19 protein-coding genes and 1 CRISPR repeat array are annotated in these 19,392 nt (G+C 69.4%); of the genes, 6 read left to right on the top strand and 13 right to left on the bottom strand.

Annotated elements, in window-relative coordinates; genetic code table 11:
- The first annotated feature begins 111 nt into the window (after positions 1-111).
- Positions 112-1,212 (top strand): serpin family protein, encoded by a 1,101-nt coding sequence (locus AC0VYP_RS08655; RefSeq protein WP_475473392.1) that lies wholly within the window; start codon positions 112-114, stop codon positions 1,210-1,212.
- Between the two features lie 19 nt (positions 1,213-1,231).
- Here AC0VYP_RS08655 and AC0VYP_RS08650 read toward each other — a convergent pair whose 3' ends face one another.
- From AC0VYP_RS08650 to valS, 4 genes are all read right to left on the bottom strand, one after another.
- The gene (locus AC0VYP_RS08650) at positions 1,232-1,744 is read right to left on the bottom strand and encodes a GNAT family N-acetyltransferase (RefSeq protein WP_285760481.1); all 513 of its coding nucleotides are present in this window, start codon (positions 1,742-1,744) and stop codon (positions 1,232-1,234) included.
- Positions 1,745-1,784: 40 nt separating this feature from the next.
- Complete coding sequence (locus AC0VYP_RS08645) at positions 1,785-2,516, bottom strand: DUF3710 domain-containing protein (RefSeq protein WP_475473391.1); 732 nt, start codon at positions 2,514-2,516, stop codon at positions 1,785-1,787.
- 44 nt (positions 2,517-2,560) lie between these two features.
- Positions 2,561-3,046, bottom strand: coding sequence for a dUTP diphosphatase (gene dut / locus AC0VYP_RS08640; protein WP_285760483.1), 486 nt, complete (start codon positions 3,044-3,046; stop codon positions 2,561-2,563).
- Positions 3,047-3,118: 72 nt separating this feature from the next.
- Positions 3,119-5,692, bottom strand: a complete 2,574-nt coding sequence (valS, locus tag AC0VYP_RS08635) for a valine--tRNA ligase (protein ID WP_475473389.1) — start codon at positions 5,690-5,692, stop codon at positions 3,119-3,121.
- Between the two features lie 172 nt (positions 5,693-5,864).
- Here valS and AC0VYP_RS08630 point away from each other — a divergent pair, with 172 nt between their 5' ends.
- Positions 5,865-6,149: a DUF4235 domain-containing protein gene (locus AC0VYP_RS08630; protein ID WP_285760485.1), complete on the top strand. Its 285-nt coding sequence runs from the start codon at positions 5,865-5,867 to the stop codon at positions 6,147-6,149.
- Positions 6,150-6,230: 81 nt separating this feature from the next.
- On the opposite strand, the gene AC0VYP_RS08625 is transcribed toward AC0VYP_RS08630, so the two are convergent.
- From AC0VYP_RS08625 to AC0VYP_RS08605, 5 genes are all read right to left on the bottom strand, one after another.
- A complete protein-coding gene (locus AC0VYP_RS08625) occupies positions 6,231-7,097 on the bottom strand; it encodes a hypothetical protein (RefSeq protein WP_475473387.1) in 867 nt (288 codons plus the stop codon).
- A gap of 202 nt (positions 7,098-7,299) precedes the next feature.
- A complete protein-coding gene (locus AC0VYP_RS08620; RefSeq protein WP_285760486.1) occupies positions 7,300-7,596 on the bottom strand; it encodes a DUF4193 domain-containing protein in 297 nt (98 codons plus the stop codon).
- Between the two features lie 478 nt (positions 7,597-8,074).
- A complete protein-coding gene (locus tag AC0VYP_RS08615) occupies positions 8,075-9,421 on the bottom strand; it encodes a sensor histidine kinase (protein ID WP_285760487.1) in 1,347 nt (448 codons plus the stop codon).
- Positions 9,418-10,071 (bottom strand): response regulator transcription factor, encoded by a 654-nt coding sequence (locus AC0VYP_RS08610; protein ID WP_285760488.1) that lies wholly within the window; start codon positions 10,069-10,071, stop codon positions 9,418-9,420. Before AC0VYP_RS08610 ends, AC0VYP_RS08615 begins: the two co-directional genes overlap by 4 nt.
- A gap of 794 nt (positions 10,072-10,865) precedes the next feature.
- Entirely contained in the window at positions 10,866-11,372 is a 507-nt protein-coding gene (locus AC0VYP_RS08605) for a CGNR zinc finger domain-containing protein (protein ID WP_285760489.1), read from the bottom strand.
- Between the two features lie 106 nt (positions 11,373-11,478).
- Here AC0VYP_RS08605 and AC0VYP_RS08600 point away from each other — a divergent pair, with 106 nt between their 5' ends.
- Positions 11,479-12,354, top strand: a complete 876-nt coding sequence (locus AC0VYP_RS08600; protein ID WP_475473385.1) for an alpha/beta fold hydrolase — start codon at positions 11,479-11,481, stop codon at positions 12,352-12,354.
- Positions 12,355-12,890: 536 nt separating this feature from the next.
- Positions 12,891-13,796 (top strand): tetratricopeptide repeat protein, encoded by a 906-nt coding sequence (locus AC0VYP_RS08595; RefSeq protein ID WP_475473383.1) that lies wholly within the window; start codon positions 12,891-12,893, stop codon positions 13,794-13,796.
- A gap of 17 nt (positions 13,797-13,813) precedes the next feature.
- Positions 13,814-15,428: direct repeats of the CRISPR family, unit length 29 nt; unit sequence CGGTCCATCCCCGCGTGCGCGGGGCTCAC.
- A gap of 303 nt (positions 15,429-15,731) precedes the next feature.
- Here AC0VYP_RS08595 and AC0VYP_RS08590 read toward each other — a convergent pair.
- From AC0VYP_RS08590 to AC0VYP_RS08575, 4 genes are all read right to left on the bottom strand, one after another.
- Positions 15,732-16,259 carry a DUF5753 domain-containing protein gene (locus tag AC0VYP_RS08590; RefSeq protein ID WP_475473382.1) on the bottom strand — a complete coding sequence of 176 codons (528 nt, stop codon included), beginning with the start codon at positions 16,257-16,259 and terminating at the stop codon, positions 15,732-15,734.
- A complete protein-coding gene (locus AC0VYP_RS08585) occupies positions 16,259-16,546 on the bottom strand; it encodes a hypothetical protein (protein WP_475473381.1) in 288 nt (95 codons plus the stop codon). Before AC0VYP_RS08585 ends, AC0VYP_RS08590 begins: the two co-directional genes overlap by 1 nt.
- Positions 16,547-16,679: 133 nt before the next feature.
- A complete protein-coding gene (locus tag AC0VYP_RS08580) occupies positions 16,680-16,943 on the bottom strand; it encodes a hypothetical protein (protein ID WP_475473379.1) in 264 nt (87 codons plus the stop codon).
- Positions 16,944-16,948: 5 nt separating this feature from the next.
- The gene (locus AC0VYP_RS08575) at positions 16,949-17,887 is read right to left on the bottom strand and encodes an ATP-binding protein (RefSeq protein ID WP_475473378.1); all 939 of its coding nucleotides are present in this window, start codon (positions 17,885-17,887) and stop codon (positions 16,949-16,951) included.
- A gap of 331 nt (positions 17,888-18,218) precedes the next feature.
- Between AC0VYP_RS08575 and AC0VYP_RS08570 the strand changes: the two genes are divergently transcribed.
- Both AC0VYP_RS08570 and AC0VYP_RS08565 read left to right on the top strand, forming a co-directional pair.
- Complete coding sequence (locus AC0VYP_RS08570; RefSeq protein WP_475473376.1) at positions 18,219-19,031, top strand: helix-turn-helix domain-containing protein; 813 nt, start codon at positions 18,219-18,221, stop codon at positions 19,029-19,031.
- Entirely contained in the window at positions 19,028-19,216 is a 189-nt protein-coding gene (locus AC0VYP_RS08565) for a DUF397 domain-containing protein (protein WP_475473375.1), read from the top strand. The genes AC0VYP_RS08570 and AC0VYP_RS08565 overlap by 4 nt, the downstream gene beginning before the upstream one ends.
- Positions 19,217-19,392 lie beyond the last annotated feature (176 nt).

Genomic DNA, 19,392 nt, shown 5'->3' with positions numbered 1-19,392 from the left:
TTTGCGACACGGCCCTCGGACTCCGACGGTCGCCGCCGATGGAATACGAACGGCGTGTCGCCTAGGCTCGGTGGGCGAGGAGTACCCGCAGGACTACGAGGAGTGTGCCTGATGCCCACCACCCCGCTGCGTCCCGACCACGTCGCGTTCGCGCTCGGACTGAACGCGGTGCTCAGCGACGACACGACCGACACCGGAGCGATGTGGTCGCCCTATTCGGTGGCGTGCGCGCTGGGACTGGTGGCCTCGGGGGCGGCCGGGGCGACCCGCGAGGAGCTGACCGGGCTGCTGGGCCCCGACATCGACGCCGTGCTGGCCGGCCTGGACGAAGCGGTGGAGGGCGGGCCCGAACTGGCGTCGCGGACCGCGCTGTGGCTGCGCGGCGACATTCCCGTGCACGAGGACTTCGAGGCCAGGGTGCGCGCACGGCCCGACTCCGACGTGCGCGTCGCCGACTTCCGCGGCGACCCCGAAGGGGTACGCGCCCGCATCAACGACGACGTCGCCACGACCACCCGGGGCATGATCACCGACCTGCTCACCTCCGGGAGCATCAACCCGGGCACGATTTCGGTTCTGGTCAACGCACTGTGGGTGAAGATGCGCTGGCTGACGCCGTTCACGACCGACTCCACCGTGGACCATCCCTTCCGCGCGCCGTCGGGGACCCGCGAGACCGCCACCATGAGCCGCACGGGCCAGCTCCCCTACGCCGTGTCCGGTGGCTGGCGGATGGTGACCCTGGCCGGCCACGACGAGCTGTTCATGGATGTCCTCCTGCCGCCCGAGGACGCCCCCGGGGCCGTCCTCGACGAGAAGACGCTGGGCGCGCTGTACCAGGGGACCGACGTCGTTGACGTCCGGCTGATGCTGCCGCGTTTCGACATCACCCACCACCAGGAACTCACCGAACCCCTGGTCGCGGCCGGGGTGCACACCGTCTTCGGCGACGGGGCCGACCTCAGCGGGCTCTCCCCCGTCCCCCTCAAGGTCGATCAGGTGATCCACCAGGCCAAACTGCGAGTGGACGAGAAGGGCGCGGAGGGCGCGGCCGCCACCGCGGTGGTGATGATGCGCGCGAGCATCACCCCGCCGCCTCCACCGGTGCCCTTCGTCGTGGACCGCCCCTTCCGCATCATCCTGCGACGCCGCGGCGCGATCCTGTTCCTGGGCGAGGTCACCGAGCCGAAGGACCCCGGGCCCGCCGAGTGACCCGGACCGGTGTGGCCGCTCAGACCCGGTCGAAGGGTTCGGGGAAGGCGAAGGTGCCGTGCAGTCCGGGGAAGTGGGCGGCGAGCGGGCGCACCTGGAAGTAGGGGCTCCATTCGGGCACCGGCGCGACGACCCCGTGCTTCTCAGCGGGGACGAAGCCGAACCGGGCGTAGTAGGCGGGATCGCCCAGCAGCCCCACGAGGGTTTCGCCGAGTGCGTCGGCCGCACCGATCACCGAGTGCATCAGGGCCGAGCCGACGCCCGAGCGCTGGTGCTCCGGCAGCACGCTGATCGGGCCGAGGCCGAGCACGGGTGCGCCGCCGATCTTGCCTCGGGTACACACCACGTGACCCACGACCTGGTCGTCGTGGATCGCGACGTGGGAGAGCAGTGGCAGCCATGACGCATGGACGCGCAGTTCGTCCACGAGCGGGGCCTCGCGCGGAGGTTCCTGTCCCGGCGCGGAGAACGCCTTGGTGGTCACGGAGCGGATGGCGTCGATGTCCGCGGGGGTCTCGCGTCGGATCAGCATGAAGCCATGATCGGCGGTAAGACCCCCGCGGGCAACCATTTTACGAGGTCGCGTCCGGTGTGGCGGGGTTCGCGGCCGGTTTGGCGGCTTGGGCCTGCTGGGCCGCCATCGCCGCCTGGGTCTGCTGCGGGAGCTTGAGTTCGAGCAGTTCCCGGGGCGGGACCGGGTTGTCGCCGCGGACCACCACGATGCCGGCGAAGATCTCCTCGATGCGCGCCGCGACGTCGGGTTTGACCGCCCCTTCCCCGCGGATCACACCGCGCAGGAACCAGCGCGGACCGTCCACCCCGATGAAGCGGGCGGGCTGGCCGAGCTGGCGCCCCTCGTCGGTGGTCTTTCCCGGCATGGGCACGATCGCGCGCAGCTCGGGTCCGAAGGTTCCCTGGAAGTCTTCGCTCTTGCCGCCCGACTGGGCGATCTCCGCGCTGATCTCGGCGCGGATCTCCTCCCACAGCCCGGTGGTCTTGGGCGCGGCGAAGGGCTGCACCTGTAGCGCGGTCTGGCCGTTGAGGACCGTCACCCCGATGACCTTGTTGTTCTGCTTGGCGACGTTGACCTGGACCTCGATGTCGGACCCGATGGGGATGCGCAGGCTTCCCAGGTTGACGCGCGGCAGCTCGGGACTGTCCTCAGAGGTGTCCCACGGCCCCTGAAGACGGTGCCGGTCGTCGTCCTTGGTCGGTTCCACAACAGCGCTGTGGCCGGACGGGACGGGCGGGGCGATGTCGTTAGCGCCGCTCTTGACGTTCTTCTTGCCTCGGCGTCCGAACACGCCTCAACACCTCTTCCTTGCGTCCCGGGGGCCCCGGGAACCGTTCATCTGTGGTCGGGCCGCGCGGCGTGCCCGCCAGTGGAACCGAACCCGGCTGCGCCGCGCTCGGAATCGTCGAGTTCGCGGACCTCGCGGAAGGCCGCACGTTCGACCCGTTGGACGACGAGCTGGGCGACACGGTCGCCGCGGGTCAGTTTCACCGGAGTGGTGGTGTCGGTGTTGAGCAGGGTCACCCTGATCTCCCCCCGGTACCCGGAGTCCACGGTGCCGGGAGCGTTGACCACGGTCAGTCCGCACCTGGCGGCCAGGCCCGAACGCGGGTGCACGAAGGCCGCGTAGCCCTCGGGCAGCGCGATGGCGACCCCGGTCCGCACGGTTTCCCGCTGGCCGGGGTCCAGGACCACGTCCTCGGCGGTCACCAGGTCGGCGCCGGCGTCACCCGGGTGGGCGTAGCCGGGCAGGGGGAGGTCGGGGTCGATCCGCACGATCGGGATCTCCACCGGGTCAGTGTCCAGGGAAACGTTGCTCACACTGGCCGAGCCTACCGCTAACGGCGGCGGGCGCCCCGCCATGTGGCGGGGCGCCCGCACGGGCGTGCGGGGCTACTCGACGGTTTCGGGCAGGGTGACCTCGACGTGCAGGTCGGTGTCGTCGCTGGGAACGAAGTCCAGGGCCTCGGCCCGGCCCGCGGAGGCGATGTCGGCTCCGGCGAGTCGGGCGTGGTCGGCCTGCTTGCCGCGCACGACGACGTTGGAGACCTCGGCGCGCATGGACAGCTTCGCAGCGGACTTGGACTTGCGGATGGCCCGCAGGACCTCGGCGGTGGCCGCCAGGACCTGGGGGTCGCCGTCGCCCGCCGCGGTGCGCAGCTCCGCGGCGGCCGGCCAGGCGGCGCCGTGCACGGAGCCCTCCTGCCACCACGACCACACCTCGTCGGCGACGAACGGCACGAACGGGGCGAACAGCCGGTGCAGGGTGGAGAGCGCGATGAGCAGCGAGGCGCGCGCCGACGCGCCCGCGGGCGACTCGGTGTCGTAGGCGCGGGCCTTGACCAGCTCCAGGTAGTCGTCGCACAGGTCCCAGAAGAACCGTTCGGTGCGTTCCAGGGCCCGGGTGTGGTCGTAGTTCTCGAACGCGGCGGTGGCCTCGGCCACGACCTCGGCGAGGGCCGCCAGCATGGACCGGTCCAGCGGCTCGGTGACGGCGGAGGCGTTGACCGCGGTGTCCTGTCCGGCGACCGAGAGCGCGAACTTGCTGGCGTTGAGGATCTTGATGGCCAGGCGGCGCCCGACCTTCATCTGGCCCTCGTCCAGCGCTGTGTCGGTGCCCAGCCGTCCGCTGGCAGCCCAGTAGCGCACCGCGTCGGAGCTGTATTTTTCGAGCAGGTCGATGGGGGTGACGACGTTGCCCTTGGACTTGGACATCTTCTTGCGGTCGGGGTCCAGGATCCACCCGGAGATCCCTGCGGTGCTCCAGGGCAGCGAGCCGTGCTCGAAGTGCGAGCGGACCACGGTGGCGAACAGCCAGGTGCGGATGATGTCCTGGCCCTGGGGGCGCAGGTCCATGGGAAAGACCCGCTGGAAGAGGTCGTTGTCGCGCTCCCAGCCACCGGCCACCTGGGGCGACAGCGAGGAGGTGGCCCAGGTGTCCATGACGTCGGGATCGCCGGTGAATCCGCCGGGCACGCCGCGCTGGTCGGCGGTGTAGCCCTCGGGCGCCTCGGAACTGGGGTCCACCGGCAGTGCGGACTCCGCAGGGGTGATGGGGGCGTCGTAGCGGGGGTTGCCCTCGTCGTCCAGCGGATACCAGACCGGGAACGGCACGCCGAAGAAGCGCTGTCGGCTGATCAGCCAGTCGCCGTTGAGCCCGCCGACCCAGTGCTCGTAGCGGCTGCTCATGTGGCCGGGGTGCCAGGTGAGTTCGCGTCCGCGAGCCAGCAGGTCCTCACGGATCTGCTCGTCGCGCCCGCCGTTGCGGATGTACCACTGCCGGGTCGTGACGATTTCGAGGGGCTTGTCGCCCTTCTCGTAGAACTTCACCGGGTGGGTGATCTGCTTGGGCTCGCCGAGCAGGTCGCCGGACTCGCGCAGCAGCCCGATCATGCGCTCGCGCGCGGTGTGCACGGTGGCCCCGGCCAGGGTGGCGTAGGCGGCGCGACCGGCATCGGAGTCAAGGCCCGCGGGCGGGTCGGCCACGATCCGGCCGTCCCAGCCGATGATGGGGCGGGTGGGCAGCTGTAGCTCCCGCCACCAGGTGACGTCGGTGAGGTCGCCGAAGGTGCAGATCATGGCGATGCCGGACCCCTTCTCGGGGTCGGCGAGGCGGTGCGCCACGACGGGCACCTCGACGCCGAAGACGGGCGTGCGCACGGTCGAACCGAACAGCGGCTGGTAGCGCTCGTCGTCGGGGTTGGCCACGAGCGCGACGCAGGCGGCCAGCAGCTCGGGCCGGGTGGTCTCGATGAGGACCGGCTCACCGCCCTCGCGGTGGAAGGACAGCGTGTGGTAGGCGCTGGGACGGTCGCGGTCCTCCAGCTCGGCCTGGGCCACAGCGGTGCGGAACGTGACGTCCCACAGGGTGGGCGCCTCGGCCATGTAGGCCTCGCCGCGCGCCAGGTTGCGCAGGAACGCGCGCTGGGCGGTGGCGCGGGAGTTGTCGTCGATGGTGGCGTAGGTGTGGCGCCAGTTGACGCTGAGGCCCAGGGTGCGCCAGATGCGCTCGAAGACCTTCTCGTCCTCGGTGGTGAGCTTGTCGCACAGCTCGATGAAGTTGCGCCGCGAGATGGGGACCTGGCGCTTGGGGTCGGGCTTGGCCGGGGGGACGTAGTCCTCGACGTAGGGGATCGAGGGGTCGCACCGCACGCCGTAGTAGTTCTGCACCCGGCGCTCGGTGGGCAGTCCGTTATCGTCCCACCCCATCGGGTAGAAGACGGACTTGCCGTTCATCCGCTGGAAGCGGGCGACGGTGTCGGTGTGGGTGTAGGAGAAGACGTGGCCGATGTGCAGCGAACCGGAGACCGTGGGCGGCGGGGTGTCGATCGAGAAGATCTCTTCGCGGCTCTTGGTGCGGTCGAAGTGGTAGACGCCGGACTCATTCCAGACGTCCACCCATTTCGCCTCGATACCGTCGAGCGAAGGCTTGTCGGGCACGTTGAAGGAATGAGAGCGGTTGGTCATGGGGGTAATGGTATTGCTCCGGAGCCCCTGATCGCTCCTGGTTCGCCAGGCCGCTGCGCACGCGAGGCGCGGCGGGCGTCGTCCCTGCGGGGGCGGCACCGCCATGACAGTATTTCGGACAGCATTCCCCGGCTGGGCGTCCGATGACGACAACGGAAGTGACCTATTTCAGATGGCTGACAAGGATGGCGAGCTCACCGCTCGCATCGTCGGCGGTGTGGCCGCACTGGCCGCCGCCTACGTCACGCGCAAGGCCCTGACCTACGCCTGGACCAAGACGATGGGCAAGGAACCCCCCATCGACCCGGAGTCGCCCGACATCAGTCTGGGCGAGGCACTGGGCTGGGCGGTCGTGACGGGTGTGGGCATGGAGGTCGCCCGCGTGCTGGCGACGCGCACCGCCCACAAGCGGTTCGCACCCCGGCGCCACCGCGAGATCGAGGACCTCGGCGTCTGATCCGACGGTCCGTGCGAACACGGGGCAGGGGGCGGCGCGGGAAGCGCCGCCCCCTCGCCCATGTCGTCTGCGGCTGCGTCGCTAGTCGCGCTCCACGGCCCGGCGCGAATCGAGCGGGACCACGGCGCTCTTGTCCATGGTGGGCAGGGTGAGGGAGCGCAGGTCGGAGCGGACCGCGCCGGCCATGGCGCGGGTACCGGCCCGGTTCAGGCTTCCCCCCGCGACGGCTCCGGTCAGGTAGGGGCCCAGCGTGCTCAGGTGCCGGCCCATCAACTTCATGAGGCGGTTGCGCAGCGCGGTCTTGGCCGCGGCGCCCAGCGCGACGGTGACCGACTCCGCGGCCTGCGTGGGGTTGACGCCGCGGCGCTTGGTCCAGGCCACCAGGTAGCCGGAGTTGCGTTGCAGCGCACTGCCCTGGGCCGGCGTGCCGTACACCTCGTGCAGTTCGCCGATCAGCTTGATCTCGATGGCGGCGACGACGATGGTCTCGGCCACGATCTGGGCGGGGGCGGTCAGCAGCAGGGGTGGTGCGGTGAACTGGACGGCGGCCAGCGCGCCACCGGCCGCCCCAACGGCGGTGGTTCCGTTGACGGCGTTGCGTTCCAGCGCGTCGGCGAGGTCCTCGCCCTGGAGGCCCTTGTGGTGGCGGATCAGCGTCTCGCGGTCGCGCACCGCGATGCGCGGGGCGATCTCCTCGCTGAAGAGGTCGGTCAGCCAACGCCCGCCGGCCATGCTCCTGACGCCCGCCGTACGGGCGCTGCGGGCGACGGCCCCCGTGAGACGCCGCAGCAGCTTGGCGCGTCCCTGCTTGTCGGTGCCGTCGTCGGCGGCCAGGAGGGTGACCAGCTCGCCCACCTCGGCGTCATGGGAACGCTCGGGCAGGTTCTGGTTCTCGCCCGGGTCCGGGGCGTCCGGGTCGTCACGATCGTGCTCAGTCTTGTCGGACACGGTCTCATCCCCCTTGAGGTGAAGGCGTCCAGTGCACACAACGTAGACGAGCGGCAGGTCGCGGTCGTTCCATAAGGGGGATGAACAACCGGACGAAAAACGGATGCGCCCCGGAAGACACAGGGTCCCGGGGACGCATCACATAGCGCGTTTCGACCGGTGAGGCGGTGCGGAGGGAGGTAGGGGTGCCCTGCCGTAAGGCTTAAGCGCACTCCCTGCAGACGAGCTGTCCCTTTCGCTCCTCGGCGAGCTGGCTTCGGTGGTGAACCAGGAAGCAGCGGCCGCAGGTGAACTCGTCGGCCTGGCGCGGCAGTACCCGGACGGCGAGTTCCTCGCCGGACAGGTCCGCGCCCGGCAGTTCCAGGCCCTCGGCGACGTCGTCAGGATCGACGTCGATGGTGCTGGTTCCCTTGTCCACCCGACGCGCCTGCAGCTCTTGAAGGCTGTCCTCGTTGAGGTCCTCGTCGGTCTTGCGCGGGCTGTCGTAGTCGGTGGCCATCTTTCTTACTCCATCCCCCTCGATCTATGTGCCTCGTCGCGCGGTTGTAACGCTTGAGAGACGTTTCTTGTGCCCGATCCGGCCAGAAAGTCCCTCGGGCGTAAGTGGACTGTGACCCCTCCCGGGTGCGGTCGCACCTGAAATGGCAGCGTTGAGTGGCCGAACAGGCGGAGCACCTGGTGCTTCGCCATCCGGCCCGCTCTCATGTGCTACCCAACGCCCAAGGGATTCTGACCTGTTTTTCCGTCTTTCCCCTAACCGGCTGGAGCGCGGTTACTCACACCAAGTCACGAGGTCAGAGCGGACATGTCACGACAGGACGTCTTCCCGCCGTACCGATGCCCGGGTGAGCATACCTACCCGTGGGACCACTCCGTACCGCGGAGGACCGTGTCATCGGCCACGTATGAATATCACGGAGTCGGGAACAACCGCAGCCGGTCCTGCGAGCTCCCCGGTCGGCCGTTTCAGCAAGACCTCAGCCGCCGCTCTCGGCGTCGAGGCGGCGGCGGAAAACGGGGAAGCGAACAGTCACCACAAGGCCACCTCCGACGCGCGGCCAAGCACTCACCGCGCCGCCGTGGGCCCGCACGACCGAACGCACGATGGACAGTCCCAGCCCCGCGCTCTTCTTGGAGCGCACCCGGTCGCCGGAACCCCGCCGGAAGGGCTCGAACAGCCCCTCGATCTCGTAGACGGGGATGACGGGCCCGGAGTTCTCCACCTGCATCGCCGGTGCGCCCTCGTTGATGCCCGAGCGGACCGTGATCTCCCCGCCCTCGACGTTGTAGCGCAGCGCGTTCTCCACGAGGTTGCCCACCAGGCGTTCGAGCAGGACCGGGTCGCCGGTCACGGGGGCGTCGCGCAGGTCGGTGCGGACCTTCAGCCCAGAGGACTCGATGTCGTGGCTGAGCTGGCTGAGCACGGTGGCCGAGACCTCGCCGAGGTCCACGACGGCACGGACGTTGAGTTCGCGGTCGCTCTTCGCCAGGAACAGCAGGCCGTCGATGAGGCGTTCGTGGCGGGAATTGGTCTCCAGCAGCGTGCGGGCGATGGTCCGCAGGTCCGCGGACGCCTCAGGGTCGGCGAGGGCGACCTCCAGGAGGGTCCGGTTGATCGCCAGGGGCGTGCGCAACTCGTGGGAGGCGTTGGCGACGAACCGGCGCTGACCGTCGAAGGCCCGGTCCAGGCGCTCCAGCATCGCGTCGAAGGTGTCGGAGAGTTCGCGGATCTCGTCGTCGGGGCCGCTCATGGCGATGCGTTCGTGCAGAGAGCGCTCAGAGAGACGGCGCGCGGTCCGGGTGATCTTGTGAAGCGGCGACAGCGCCCGGCCCGCCACGGCGTATCCCAGGGCCACGGCGAGGATGCCCACGAGGACCAGGGCGATGACCGAGAACCGGGTGACCTGGTTGGCGATGCCGTCGATCAGGTCGTCCTTGATCCCCTGGGCGATCATCGGGTCGAGGTTGTAGTCGCCGACCTTGACGCTGAAGTTGGGGTTGTCCAGGACGCTGACCAGGACCACGTAGTTGAGCAGGACCAACAGCGAGCCGGCCGCGAAGAAGAGCATCCCGTAGATGAGGGTGAGGCGCATCCGCAGGCTGATGTTGTCGGCGAAGTGGCTGCCCCTGCGCACCGCACCGTCGGCGTCGATGCGCGGGTCCTGCGCCTTGGCCGGCTGGGTGAGGCGCCGCCAGGTCCCGGTCTCGCCGGGAGGCGTGGGCGCGACCTCGCCGAGCGGGACCGGAGCGGGGGCGAAGGCCGGTTCCCGTTCCCCCTTGTTCGGGGCCGTCCGTCCCGCGCCGGTCGGCTCGGTGGAACTCAAATCCGGTACCCCGCGCCTTGCACGGTCCGGATCACCGGGGGTTCGCCGAGTTTCTTGCGCAGGGTCATGACGGTCACCCGTACGACGTTGGTGAAGGGGTCGGCGTTCTCGTCCCAGGCTTTCTCCAGGAGCCCTTCGGCGCTGACCACGGTGCCCCCGGCGCGCATCAGGACTTCGAGGACGGCAAACTCCTTGGGGGTGAGCACGACGGGACGGCCGTCGCGCTCCACGGTGTGGTTGGCGGGGTCCAAGACGATGCCGCCGCGCTGGAGGACGGGGGGAAGCGGGGGGGTGGCGCGCCGGCCGAGGGCACGGACCCGGGCGATGAGCTCGGCGAAGGCGAAGGGCTTGGCCATGTAGTCGTCGGCGCCGATCGTGAGTCCGGCGACCTTGTCGTCGAGTTCGCCGGCGGCGGTGAGCATCAGGATCCGGCCGGTGTAGCTCTGCGAGGAAAGAATCCGGCAGACGTCGTCGCCGTGCGTTCCCGGGAGGTCGCGGTCGAGGATGACCACGTCGTACTCGTTGACGCTGGTGCGCTCCAGGGCGCTGTCCCCGTCGTAGACGACGTCCACGGCCATCGACTCGCGCCGTAGGCCCACGGCAACCGCGTCGGCGAGGACCTGTTCGTCTTCGACCACGAGTACGCGCACTGTTTCCTTCGCTTCCCGGAGCGTCGGTGCAGAAAAAAGGCCGCTGCCGGCGCATCCCCCAACACACCGGCAGCGGCGTTCAATCCCGGCTGCGTCAACCGTTATTCCACACCCCGGATAAGGGGCGGGTAAACCGTTTTCGACGCTTCGCAACCAGGAAGACTTTGGTCTTGCTCGGTCGGGCCTGACCTGCGCAACTCAACGCTATGGCCATTGGGCGGAGAGGGCAAACTCCAGGGCACTCCAGGGCCGCACCGGCAAGCATCCCGATAATACGGCGTCCGGGGTACTCCTCAAGCCCCCGAGGAAGCCGAGGGGAGCCCCAAAGAAGGAGCGTTGCCGCCGGCGCATCCCCCAACCGCCGGCGGCAACGCTCACCCCGCACATCTCAAATCTGACACAAGATGGATAAGAAGTAAGTAAGAAGGGGGACAATCTTGACACTTGTGGGGTAGGACACATCCCGCCCAATGCTTCCGGGTTTCCTTGTGGGAGATGCCCGCCCGGCCCCGATGGTTCGGGTCCGCCCGCAGATTTTTCTCCCGCCCGCCGTGTGCATGGGTCGCACACAGGCCACAGGACGGAAGACCGTCGCGTGCAGCGCCTCGGACCCGACCCCGCACAGCCGCGCGAGTTCGACATCGACGGCCCAGCGAACCAGTCGAGGCGCGCGCCCCCGGCCCCGCGAGCGTCCCGCCCGACCGGCACCCCCGGGCCGGCGGGAAGCCCACCCCCTACCGGCCGCCACGTCCCCACACGTCCGCTACCGAAAAAGCGCCCCTGCCGACGGCGCCCTACTCGGACCGCGGCGCCTCCCGCACCCGCGCCTGGTGCCGACGGGCCTTGAGCCGGTTCCCACAGGTCTTCATCGAGCACCACCGCGCGGCGTTGGCACGGCTGCGATCCAGGAGGAAGAGGCGGCATTCGGGGTTCCCGCACGGCCGCAGGCGGCCGGGCATGCGCTCCTTGACGTCCGCCCACGCGAGCACGAGCTCCACCGCGAGCCGTCGCTCCGACGGCACCTCCAGGCGCCACTCGACGCCCGACGTGCCGGGCCGCGGAACCTTGCGAACACCGGCGAGGATCCGGCGCAGGCGGGGTTCCGCCGGGGCGCCCGACTCCACCGCCTGGAGCGCATCCCGCGCGGTGCGCAGCCACCGGCGCTCCTCGCCGCCGCCGAGGCCCCCGTGCTCCCGCGCCCAGCCGTCCACCGCGTGGTCGTCGCGCCAGAGGTCCCGGCGCCGGCCGTCCACGACAGGGGTGCTGTTCAGCGCCTGCATCAAAGCTTGGTCGTCCAGCACTGCCCCACCTCTCCACCTAACTCTATCAAGCCACTTGACAGGTTACTCGACGGGCGGTCTACTGGGCATCCGGGATAACCAGCAAAATTAATTGAAGGGGTTAGAAATGGCCGAGGTTCGCCACCAGTACGCGACGGTGCGGGGGCATCGTGTCTTCTACCGCGAGGCAGGGCCCCGCGAGGCACCCACGCTCGTACTCCTGCACGGCTTTCCCTCCGGTTCGCGCATGTTCCGCCACCTCATCCCGGCACTGGCCGATCGATTCCACGTCATCGCCCCCGACCACCTCGGCTTCGGCAACTCCGACACCCCGCCCGTGGACACGTTCGCCTACACCTTCGACTCCCTGACCGATGTCACCGAAGCCCTGCTGGCCCAGCTCGACGTCACCCGCTACGCCGTATACGTCCAGGACTACGGCGCGCCCATCGGCTGGCGGCTGGCCCTGCGCTCCCCCGAGGCGATCACCGCGGTGATCACGCAGAACGGCAACGCCTACGAGGACGGCTTCGTACCGGACTTCTGGGAGCCCGTATGGGCGTACGCCGAGAACCCGGGCCCCCGGACCGAACCCGCCGTCCGGGCCGCACTCTCACTCGACGCCATCCGCTGGCAGTACCTGCACGGAGTGGACCGGCCCGAGCTGGTCAACCCCGACACCTGGGCCGCCGACCACCGCGAGGTCAACCGGCCGGGCAACGACCTGGCGCAACTGGCCCTGTTTCGCGACTACGCGAGCAATCGGCCCCTCTACCCCCGGGTGCACGCCTACTTCCGGGAACACCGGGTCCCGCTCCTGGCGGTCTGGGGCGCGGGCGACGAGATCTTCGGCCCGGACGGGGCGCGCGCCTTCGCGAGGGACCTGCCGGACGCGGAGATCCACCTGGTCCCCGGGGGCGGGCACTTCCTGCTCGAAAGCCACCTGGACACCGTGGCCGGGTACATCCGCGGATTCCTGACCACCGCCGGATCACCGGCGTGAGGTCCGCGGGGGTCCCGGGGCGGGTGAACGGGCCCTTCGAGGCAAGGCGCAGTTGACTGCGCCGACCGAAGCGGGCGGCTCCGGTGGCCTCCACGGCCGTGCGGGCTCCACCGGCATGCCGAGGTTCGCCAGAAGGGGCTCCTCGACAGCGGTCTCCCAGCGACACGAATCCCTGCCTTTACGGCGTAGATTCAGAGAATCCGGACGGTCCTCGGCGGAACGTGAACGGATCGGGACGGGGAGCCTCGCGGCTCTCGTGTGGCGCGGAGCGTGGACCGGGCGAACCGCGCCCGGTCGGCCCGCAGCCCCACCGGTACGCCCGTCCCCTCTTCGCGGAAGTGGCACCTTGCTTCGGCGGGGCGCGTCCGCACGGGGCAGGGGCAGCGGGCACCACGCTCCGGCACCCGACCATGGGCCACACGCACGCCAAGGCGTGCGGGGACGGGGTTGCTCGGACCGGCCTGGGCATACCGCCCCCCTTGCGGTTACCCGGTTGGTACGGTCGCCGGGTACCGCATCCGCGACAGGAGCATCCAATGCCCGGCCATCACCCCGAACTCACAGCCGTTGCCGACAGCATCGCCCTGAACGGTCCGGGAGTCGGGGTGCTCGATCTGGCCCAGCACGCCCTCGACTTCTACACCATCCGCTACAGCGACTACCCTCCCCGGGTGCTCGCCTCGGAGGTGGCCCGCTGCCGCTCCCTGCTCATCGACCACAGCACCGTCTCCACGGACATGCGGCGCGTCGTGGGATGGCTCTCCGCCCTCCTGGGCAACCTCGCCCACCACACCGGCGACGCCCCCGGCGCTTTCGTGCACCTCGGTGCCGCCTCCCGGGCCGGAGTGCGGGTGGGTGAGCCGCGTCTGACGGGGTGGGCGTTGGGCGCGCAGTCGATGGCGGCCATGGCCCAGGACCGGCCCGCTGAAGCCCTGGAGCTCGCGGAGCAGGCGGCCGAATACGCCGACACCCCGCTGCGCCGCGCCCAGACGACCGCCTGGTGCCGGCTGCGTCCGCTCGCGGCCTTGGGCGACTGGGAACGACTGGACGAATCCGTCGCCGCGTCGCAGCTGCACATGGACGCCGCCGACCAGGAGGAGGGAGGCCGTTTCGGGTTCGACCGCGCCGAGTTCCACCTGCACCTCGGCGAAGCGCTGCTCGGCCGCGACCCCGCAGCGGCCGGCCGCCACGCCGAGACCTCGGCCGGGCTCAAGCGCGCCGGGTCTCCGGGATGGGCCGCGGCAACGGCGGTCCTCGCGCGTGCCCACGCCGCTGCCCGGGACTCTCGGAGCGCGACCGCTTTGGGCGTGGGCGTGCTGGAGTCGGTCCCGTCGGGGGCGTTGCGGGCAACCACCCGAGGGCGGTTGCGACAGCTGGCCACCGATCTGCACGGGCAGCCGGGAGCGGAGGACCTGCGCGCCGCGCTTCGCGACGAGGGGTGAGCCGTTCCCCGTTCTCGCAGTCCATCCCCGCGTGCGCGGGGCTCACGTCAAAAGCTGGTTGGCCATGGGGGTCTATCCCGGTCCATCCCCGCGTGCGCGGGGCTCACGAAGCCCGCTGGGGTCGTGGGGGTCGTGATGAAGGTCCATCCCCGCGTGCGCGGGGCTCACGGAACGCATCCGCTCTACCTGGCCACGTGCGTCGGTCCATCCCCGCGTGCGCGGGGCTCACATGCGTGAGGCCAGTACCAGGATCGATTCGAGCGGTCCATCCCCGCGTGCGCGGGGCTCACGCTGGCCGCCGAGCCCATACTCCCCGCGCCGCGGTCCATCCCCGCGTGCGCGGGGCTCACGCGGTGGGCATCGACTACGGCACCGTGAACCCCGGTCCATCCCCGCGTGCGCGGGGCTCACGCGCCGTTGATGGTCTCCCCGAGGAAGTTGAAAGGCCCATCCCCGCGTGCGCGGGGCTCACACATCTCCCCCAGCTCGGTGTCGCGGTCGGTCCGGTCCATCCCCGCGTGCGCGGGGCTCACGGCACTTGTCCGGTAGATACACGTGCACGGGAGGGTCCATCCCCGCGTACGCGGGGCTCACTAGGCACCCGCGCACGTCAACCCTCGGAGAACCGGTCCATCCCCGCGTGCGCGGGGCTCACATCGACCCGGCGCTGCCCATCGCCCCGCGCACCGGTCCATCCCCGCGTGCGCGGGGCTCACACATCTCCCCCAGCTCGGTGTCGCGGTCGGTCCGGTCCATCCCCGCGTGCGCGGGGCTCACGGCACTTGTCCGGTAGATACACGTGCACGGGAGGGTCCATCCCCGCGTGCGCGGGGCTCACCCGGCCGCCAGAGCCGGGGGAGCCTGCCCGGCCGGTCCATCCCCGCGTGCGCGGGGCTCACTGGCCAGACGGGCGGCCGTCATGATCGGCCACCGGTCCATCCCCGCGTGCGCGGGGCTCACGGACGCCTGGTCGCCGACGACGGCGCGAGCTTCGGTCCATCCCCGCGTGCGCGGGGCTCACGGCGTACAGGCTCGCGGACCGGCGGCTCACGCCGGTCCATCCCCGCGTGCGCGGGGCTCACGGACCTCGCAGGAGGACGCGAAGGAAGCTGAGCGGTCCATCCCCGCGTGCGCGGGGCTCACCGCCAGTAGCCGGCGAGCTTGGCCCGGCACACCGGTCCATCCCCGCGTGCGCGGGGCTCACTCGGAAGAGAACCAACAGCGTCACGCTCACAAAGGTCCATCCCCGCGTGCGCGGGGCTCACCCGGACAACGAGTCATTCAGTAGTAACCCGTTCCGGTCCATCCCCGCGTGCGCGGGGCTCACGAGTGCAGGACGCGGACCCAGGTGAACAGGGTGGGTCCATCCCCGCGTGCGCGGGGCTCACAAAGGCAAGCGCACCCTCACCGACCTGTGCCGCGGTCCATCCCCGCGTGCGCGGGGCTCACCCGACGCGCAGGCCGCTGACCGGCACGCCCGCCGGTCCATCCCCGCGTGCGCGGGGCTCACTTGGGTTGGTGGTGACACCGGCCTCAAGCAAACGGTCCATCCCCGCGTGCGCGGGGCTCACGGTCCCCTGCTGGGCTGGTGAGACATGGGAGCCGGTCCATCCCCGCGTGCGCGGGGCTCACAGTTAATGACCTGGCACTTTGCGAGCCGTTACCATTATGAGATTTTCGGTGAGGCGTCCAGCATCCCTATTATCCACCCACTCCCACCCCCTGCCAGACCAACCACTCCCCCACCCCCACCAGGCACTACGTCCACGACACGCGACCAAGCAGGGCTTCGCAACAGGGACCTCCAACAGATGCCACACCCCCACTGCGCGGGAAAGGCGGAAGCGATCGCGGAAGGAAACCGTCCGCATTGCCCCTCGCGACTTGTTGACCACCTGCGTTGAACAGGCACCAACACCCCACCCACTCCCCCACTCAGAGCCGGTAGGGGTGGGCGGCGTGGAAGAGGTCCTGGAAGTGGGCGAGGTAGTGGCGGGTGTCGGTGATCGGCAACGCCAAGGGGAAAGGGATCGTCTCCACCGTGGTGGCGTTCTCGGTCAGGGTGAACCCGCACGACCAGATCACCGGAGGGTCCTGCTTCTCGGGCAGGATGCGCAGGGTGACATGTGGCAGCTCGGCCAACGCCAGGAGCAGCAGGTGTTGTTCGGCCATGGTCTCCACCCCACCAATAGGACGACGCAGCGCCGTCTCGGTCACCACGTAGGTGCGGGGGTATTCGGCATCGATCAGCAAGCGCTGGCGGCGCATCCGGATCGCCACGACCTCTTCCACATGCTCAGGCCGTAACAGCCCCGAAGCAGTCAGGACCGTGCGGGCGTAGGTCGCGGTTTGCAGGGGCGCGGGCACGATCGAGGGTGCGAAGGCGCGGATCTGGCCGTGGGGTTCATCCAAGGCCAGGTTGCGTTGGTGTTTGACGAGCGCGCCCGAGACGTCACCACCCATCAGGGGGTGTCCTGACCGGGAGAGTCCGCGTGGCCCAGCGGACCGGTGTGGTTGGCAGGGCCAGTGCGCGGGGTTTCGTCGAGCAGGTCGCGGAACTGCGCTGCGGGGTAGCGGCGTGCTCCGCCGGGGGTGGTCACGTAGGTGATGAGGCCGTGGCTTCCCCAGCGGGCCACGGTGGAGGCGTCCACCCCGAACAGGGTCGCTACCTGGTGGTTCATCAACAGGGCGCCGTGGACGCTTTCCAGGGGCGTATCCGGTCCGGTGGGGGTGGAGTCGGTGCAAGACATGAGAGTGAGGAGTCCGTTCGGGCAAAACCGGCACCCGCCTTGGACGGCAGACGCACAGCTGGTGGTTGAGGGGAGGGAGGGGCCGCGTGTCGGGGTGAGCGAACGCGCGGCCCCTCGCTTGAGGGCCGGTCACTCACCGGCCGGGGCGGTCCGGATGGCCGGGGTGGTCGTCCAGGGCCCGCTGCTCGGCGCCCAGCTGGGTGAGGAGGGCGTCGAGGGTGGGGGCGTGCAGGTGACGCCTGCGCCCGTGTGCGTGTTCGGCCCGGGTCAACGGCGCTCGACGGTGTGCGCTCCACGCCCGTTGGGGGTCGGTGTCAGGGGTGTGGGTGATGGTCCAGGCCGGGAAGTCCCACCGCACCCGGGCCAAAGCAGCCGCGACACCGTCGGAGGCGACCACTGTCCTCACCGGCCCGGTGGGCACTGCGCCGGGGCGTAGGCGCGTACGCGCGGTGCGGTGTAGGCGCGCAGCGGTGAGGGCGGCTCGTAGACGTGCAGGCAGTGGTCCAACAACTCCACGTCCGAGACCGCGAGCACGTGGGCGGTGACGCGGTTGCGCGCGGCATAAGGCGCAGCCTCGCCATAGCGGTAGGTCACCTCCCACAGAGCCGAATGCGACTCCGCCACCTCCGCGAAACGCGGATAGTCCGGGATACGCGGCACCACCCGCGCCTGACGCACCGGCGCAGGCTGCGGCCCGAACACACCCGGCGCGGCACCAGGCATACCGGGGGCACCGGCACAGTGACGGCCCACTCGCCGGGCAGGCATCACCGCCGCCACCACCAACACACCCGCCAACGCGAGCAGGGGCAACAAACGCGGCGGGGTCCCCTTCCGGTGAGGTCCTGCCGTTGGACGAGGGCGGCTCACCCAATGGCTTCCTCGCTCCCCGCACGGTCGCGCCCGAGCCAGGACCGCCTCTTCGGCGGGGGCTCCCACCACCCATTCCAGGGTGAAGAACACGCCCTGCGTGTGGGCCATAGCGCCCCACTCGGTGGACAGCACCGCCACCAGGAACAGTCCGCGTCCGTGCTCGGCATCCGCCTCAGGCGTGCGCACCCGGGGACGGTCCAACACGTCGTGGGGACTGCGATTGCTCACCTCCACCCGCACCCTGCCCGCATCCACGCGCACCTCCACGCCATAAGACGAACCCGGATCACCGCTGTGGGTATGCGTGATGGCGTTGGTCGCAAGCTCACTGACCAACAACCCAGCGGCCTCCACCACCTCGGAGGGAACCACCGCCTCAGGGGCGGTGGCCAACGCTGCGGCGACGAAGCGCCGCACCTCGGCCACACTGCCGGGGATGCCGGGAAACACTGCTGTGCACACCGTCATCACGCCACCCAGCCATTCACGCGTCGTACGTAGAAGCGCACCCGCCGGGCTGTTCGCGCATAGGGGCATTGAGGGGCGAGTCGGGCACTAACCTTGTCCATAGAGTCTCCACCTGGCCATTCCAGTCGTGGGGGCTTAAGGCCCTGCCCGGCGTCGTTACCGCTGGTCAGGGCCGCTTGCGTTGGTACACACTCAGATTCTCGAATTTGAGATCCGAGCCAGTATCAACACTTACTCAACAGAACTTGGTTTTCTAGAGACTCAACTGAACTGGGGTTTTTCGTCTAACCGTGTTGCCAGGAGTGTTGGCTACGTGGTGGAGTGTTGAGGTGTGACTGACAAAGTGCGCCCCCAGTGGCTCAAGGTTGGCTCTCAAATCCGCGCGATTCGGGAATCCCAAGGGATCTCCCAAGCGCAACTGACCAAAGCTCTTACCGTTTCGCCCGCGATGCTCAGCGCCGTGGAACGCGGAATCCGAAGTTGCAAACCGGACTTGGCGATACAGATCGACCAGGCCCTCAACACAGGCGGCAAAATCCACCGGCTCTGGAAAACCAACCAGAGAAACAGTGTGTTTCCCGACTGGTTCCGCGACGTCGATCAGTTGCAACGGGCAGCCACGGAGATCTGGGAATACCAAATCGCCCTTATCCCCGGACTGTTGCAGACCCAGGGCTACGCGCACACACGTGTTCGCCTCGCTCAACAAACGGCCACCGCCGAAGAGGTCGAACAACAGGTAACGGCACGACTCGAACGACAAACCATTCTCACCGGCGCCAAGCCTCCACACCTCGTAGTGGTCCTGGACGAGTCGGCCCTGGTGCGCCCCGTCGGGGGCAAGGCCGTCATGCACGCGCAGTTGGACCACCTGCTGGAAATGTCGAGGCTGCCGCATGTGATGATCTACGTGATACCGATGGCGACCGAGTACCACCCCGAACTGCTGGCGGGGTTCCAGATGTTGACGATCCCGGACAAGGGACAGCTCCTCTACCTGGAAACCAGAGTTTCTGGAACACCAATCGACACATCAGAGGAGCTGGAGCACTACGCCCGACTCTTCGGAGAGTTGAGGGGGGTGGCACTGCCGCCCGACGCATCGCGCAGCCTCATCGAAAGGATTCAAGGAGAGTTCTCATGAATACCGACCTGTCCTGGCACAAGTCCAGCTACAGCAGCGACACCGGCGGTAACTGTGTAGAGGTCGCGGAGACTGCGGATGCGGTGTTCGTGCGTGACACGCAGAACCGGGGCCTTGGGCATGTGGGGGTTTCGGTTGAGGCGTGGGGCGCGTTCCTCGCCGAGGTGAAATCCGGCCGTCTGTAGCTACTCCCTTCCAGGTTTCAGCCGCCCCCTTTCGCTCATCGAGAGGGGGTTGTTTCGTGTCTGGAACCGGTTGGACGCGCTGCTTTTCAGAGACGGATGAGCAGCCACAGCAAGGCAAACCACATCCCAGAAGCCACACACGAAAAAATTGGGCCTCTCACGGGCCAACCCCGCGT

This window comes from Nocardiopsis sp. iso_186 (assembly GCF_056173365.1).
This window is presented reverse-complemented; position numbering and strand designations above follow the sequence as displayed.